Origin of the sequence: Pseudomonas sp. PICF141, from assembly GCF_002286815.1 — a bacterium.
In the GTDB taxonomy this organism is placed as follows: Bacteria; Pseudomonadota; Gammaproteobacteria; order Pseudomonadales; family Pseudomonadaceae; genus Aquipseudomonas.
Genome location: NZ_MUNM01000064.1, coordinates 1 through 3,670, shown reverse-complemented (window position 1 = coordinate 3,670; position 3,670 = coordinate 1). Strand labels below are relative to the sequence as shown.

Here is a 3,670-nt window from a genome sequence, read left to right as displayed (position 1 = left end):
TCTGGGCAAAGCGTTCATCACCGTGAACAAGAACTCGGTACCGAACGATCCACGCTCCCCGTTCGTCACCTCCGGTCTGCGTTTCGGTACCCCGGCTGTGACCACTCGCGGCTTCAAGGAAGCAGAGTGCAAAGAGCTGGCCGGCTGGATCTGCGACATCCTGGCAGATCTTTCCAACGAAGCGGTGATCGACGCCGTTCGTGAGAAGGTCAAGGCTATCTGCAAAAAGCTCCCGGTGTACGGCGCTTAATTGCACCGTTAAACCGCAGCAATAAAAAAACCGGCCAATAATGGCCGGTTTTTTTTCGCCCGCTATAAACACCAGCGCCGCTGTTCAGATGGAACCTGCCCCGCAAGCGAGTGCCTTTCCACCGTTAATAAAGTTGGAAAACTTCCGCAACCAATAACATTGCACTCAAGCAACTTCTACAACTACTACCTACACCAACATACCGAAACACATCACTTTTTCACCCACCTCAAACATCTGATAAATATCTTTCCCGCACGACAAACAAACTTTTCAACTCACGGACGAGATGATGAACAGCAATCGACAGAAATCCTTTATCGCCAGCCTTGAATTACATGACGAACATCTGGAGTTCCTGGGCAATCTCTATGAAGAGCCGATCACCAGGCTCTACACCCTGTTCTCTGGTGGTTTCTATACTGGGGCTTCTTCGAAGATCGACGACTCCCATCTACTGGGAATAAAGCCACGCGATCCATCCTTGAAGCTCGCCCCGCTTAATATCTATTTCCGCTGCGCGGAAGACTATTACACCCTCCAGATCCTGTCGCCGGGAACGTATACCAACAAATATATAAGCAAGGATAACTCCGGAGTACTGGGAGCCTTTCCACCTGCCGGCAGCGATACAACATCGTTCAATCTGCTGAATCTGCAAGATCGCATTGTCACCCTGGATGACCTGAGTGCAGACACTCACCAGATCCGGCTCAAGGCCCGCAACGCCGGGCAGATCAGCAGCATCCGCCGGCAAGGGGCGCCGTACGTGTATCTGGCGGACATAAAGCGTCGCGGCCTGATCTTCAACCTGCGCATTACCGAACGAAACGTGCCATACGCAAACGACCCAGACGATATCTGACATTCGCCGCCACTGGCTTGCTTAATCTCGCGAGCAATATCGCAATTCAACATACAAGGTATATACAATGAGCACCGATCAAGAAAAATCTTTTATCGCCACCTGTAGCACACCCTTTGGCTACCCGCACTTTCCTGCACTTACCTATGGAAGAAAATACACAACCTTGAAACTTGACTACGAACTCTTAAGCTTTAACTCGCACATGGATGTTTCAAACTATCTTTTCCTCAAACCCGACTTGCCCGCCGACTCCCTGACCTTTTACTTCAGGTGTCAAGACGACTATTACACGATCTACATATTCACCAAAGGCATCTACTACTACATGACCCTCAGCAATGAAGAAGATGACTTCCTCAATGCCTACGCCACCCAGGATGGTGACCAGACCACTTTCAATTTGCTGAATAAAAATGGCGAGATTGTCACCCTTGACGATTTTGCAAATGACTCCCCGACCATCAGAATTCAAACACGCGGCGGCAAGCTTTTGCGCCAGGGCTATTCGCGTGCCAAATACAATCCCAAGATCGGAACACCTGTTCGGCTGCAAACACCGAAAAGCCAAACGGTTCTGGATTTCAAACTGAATATTTTGCAGCGCAACGCCCCTTACTGAGGGCTGTCGGTTATCAGACGCGAGCCTTCCGGATAACGGTTGATTGCCCTGAACACCTGCGCCCTCTCTCCACTTTTCCGGAGTGGGGGCGCTCTGTTGTCAATGGGCTGCGAGGCGGGCGAATCCCTGGCGTATCTTCTCTTCCGGCAGATCATCGGCAATGAATACAATCACACTTTCCCTCCCCTCCCCTTCGGCCCATTCGGTGTCCCAGTCAAAACCATACAGTTTCAACACGCCCTGAAACACCAGCCGCCGATCTTCACCCGCAATGTTCAGCACCCCTTTGTAGCGCAGCAATTGCTTGCCGTGTTCCTCGAGCAGCTCGTTCATGAACTCACTGAGTTTGTCGATATCCAGCGGCTTGTCGGTGCGCAGCACCAGGCTGGAAATGCGATCGATGGAGGGCGCCTTGCTCACTGGGCGCAGACTCATTCCACCGCCGAGATCGGCATTGAGGTTGAAGCCGCGCACGTCGAGCAGTTCGGCCAGATCAATTTTGCCGTGGTCGACCATGCGAATTGGCGCGCGACGGTTGATGCGGGTCAAGCGCTCGCTCAGTGCGGTAAAGGTCGCCTCGTCCACCAGATCCCGTTTGCTCACCAGCAAACGGTCGGCAAAGCCAATCTGTGCCTGGGCAATGGTCTGGGTCAGGTGCAGGTCGGCGTGGGCCGCGTCCACCAAGGTGATGATGCCGTCGAGGATATAACGCTCACGCAGTTCTTCGTCGATGAAAAAGGTTTGCGCCACCGGCGCCGGGTCGGCCAGGCCGGTGCATTCGATCACCAGGCGGTCGAAGGCGATTTCGCCGCTGTCCAGGCGTTCCAGCAGCAGGTACAGCGCTTTGGTCAAATCGGTGTGGATGGTGCAGCAAACGCAGCCGTTGGACAGCGTCATCACTTGCACCGGCTCGTCACCCAACAGCTGGGTGTCGATGCCGGCGTCACTGAATTCGTTTTCGATCACGGCGATTTTCAGCCCGTGCTCGGCTTTAAGCAGGTGGCGCAAGAGCGTGGTTTTTCCCGCGCCGAGAAAGCCACTGAGGATTGTTACTGGAATGGGAGAGGACAACTGGAATCTCCTGTTTCACAAAATTAGAAATCAACACAAAAACAAATGTGGGAGCTAGCCTGCTAGCGATGGCGGACTGTCAATCAACAGTGATGTTGAATGTTCAGGCGCCATCGCTGGCAGGCTAGCTCCCACAGGGATTGCTGTTAACCCGACAACCGGGTCAACAGCACTTCGGTCCACCCTTGCCACCGTAACGGGCTTCCTGACGTTCGCGAAAGAACATCTCGTAGCTCATCACCGGTTTGTCCGGGTGTCTGGTTTGCATATGCTCGACGTAGTTGTCGTAGTCGGGCATGCCGACCATCAGGCGCGCGGCCTGACCGAGGTATTTACCGAGGCGACTCAGGTCATTGAACATGGTGCAATCCTCAATTACGCGTCCGGCTGAGCCTGGAACGGCGATTCCTTATCCGTACGTTCTTTTTTGCCCCAGGCGGCAATGCCGACCTTGAGCGCGTAGAACAGGATGCTGAATACCACGAACAGGAACAGCGCGGTCAGCGTTGCGTTGGTGTAAGCGTTGTAGATCACATGCTGCATCTGCTCGATGCTCTTGGCCGGGGCCAGGATCTGCCCGTTGGCCAACGCATCGCTGTATTTTTTGGCCAACGACAAGAAGCCGATGGCCGGGTTGGCGTCGAACAGCTTGATGAAGCCGGCGGTGGTGGTGCAGATCAGCAGCCACACGGCGGGCAACATGGTGACCCAGATGTAGCGTTGGCGCTTCATTTTGATCAGCACCACGGTTGCCAGCATCAGTGCGATACCCGCCAGCATCTGGTTGGAGATGCCGAACAGCGGCCACAAGGTGTTGATCCCGCCCAACGGGTCGATCACGCCTTGGTACAGCAAATAACCC

At 54.0% G+C, this 3,670-nt stretch carries 5 protein-coding genes and 1 pseudogene; 3 read left to right on the top strand and 3 right to left on the bottom strand.

What is annotated here, in order from left to right:
* The 3 genes and pseudogenes from glyA to BZL43_RS17860 form a co-directional block, all read left to right on the top strand.
* Positions 1-250 (top strand): annotated as a pseudogene (glyA, locus tag BZL43_RS17870) (serine hydroxymethyltransferase); the annotation flags it as partial.
* 292 nt (positions 251-542) lie between these two features.
* Positions 543-1,115, top strand: a complete 573-nt coding sequence (locus tag BZL43_RS17865) for a hypothetical protein (RefSeq protein ID WP_095633529.1) — start codon at positions 543-545, stop codon at positions 1,113-1,115.
* Between the two features lie 67 nt (positions 1,116-1,182).
* Complete coding sequence (locus tag BZL43_RS17860; protein ID WP_143517872.1) at positions 1,183-1,737, top strand: hypothetical protein; 555 nt, start codon at positions 1,183-1,185, stop codon at positions 1,735-1,737.
* Positions 1,738-1,836: 99 nt separating this feature from the next.
* Here the strand turns inward: BZL43_RS17860 and yjiA are convergent, their stop codons facing one another.
* From yjiA to BZL43_RS17845, 3 genes are all read right to left on the bottom strand, one after another.
* On the bottom strand, positions 1,837-2,808 hold the full coding sequence (gene yjiA / locus BZL43_RS17855) for a GTPase (protein WP_095633527.1): 972 nt from the start codon (positions 2,806-2,808) through the stop codon (positions 1,837-1,839).
* Positions 2,809-2,971: 163 nt separating this feature from the next.
* Entirely contained in the window at positions 2,972-3,169 is a 198-nt protein-coding gene (locus BZL43_RS17850; RefSeq protein WP_095633526.1) for a YbdD/YjiX family protein, read from the bottom strand.
* A 14-nt stretch (positions 3,170-3,183) separates the two neighbouring features.
* Positions 3,184-3,670 (bottom strand): carbon starvation CstA family protein (locus BZL43_RS17845; RefSeq protein ID WP_305884084.1); only part of this gene is annotated, 487 nt, incomplete at its 5' end.

Excerpts from the sequence above, each read along its gene's own strand:
- BZL43_RS17865 (WP_095633529.1), top strand. The coding sequence starts at position 543 with ATGAACAGCAATCGACAGAAATCCTTTATCGCCAGCCTTGAATTACAT.
- BZL43_RS17860 (WP_143517872.1), top strand. The coding sequence starts at position 1,183 with ATGAGCACCGATCAAGAAAAATCTTTTATCGCCACCTGTAGCACACCC.
- BZL43_RS17850 (WP_095633526.1), bottom strand. The coding sequence starts at position 3,169 with ATGTTCAATGACCTGAGTCGCCTCGGTAAATACCTCGGTCAGGCCGCG.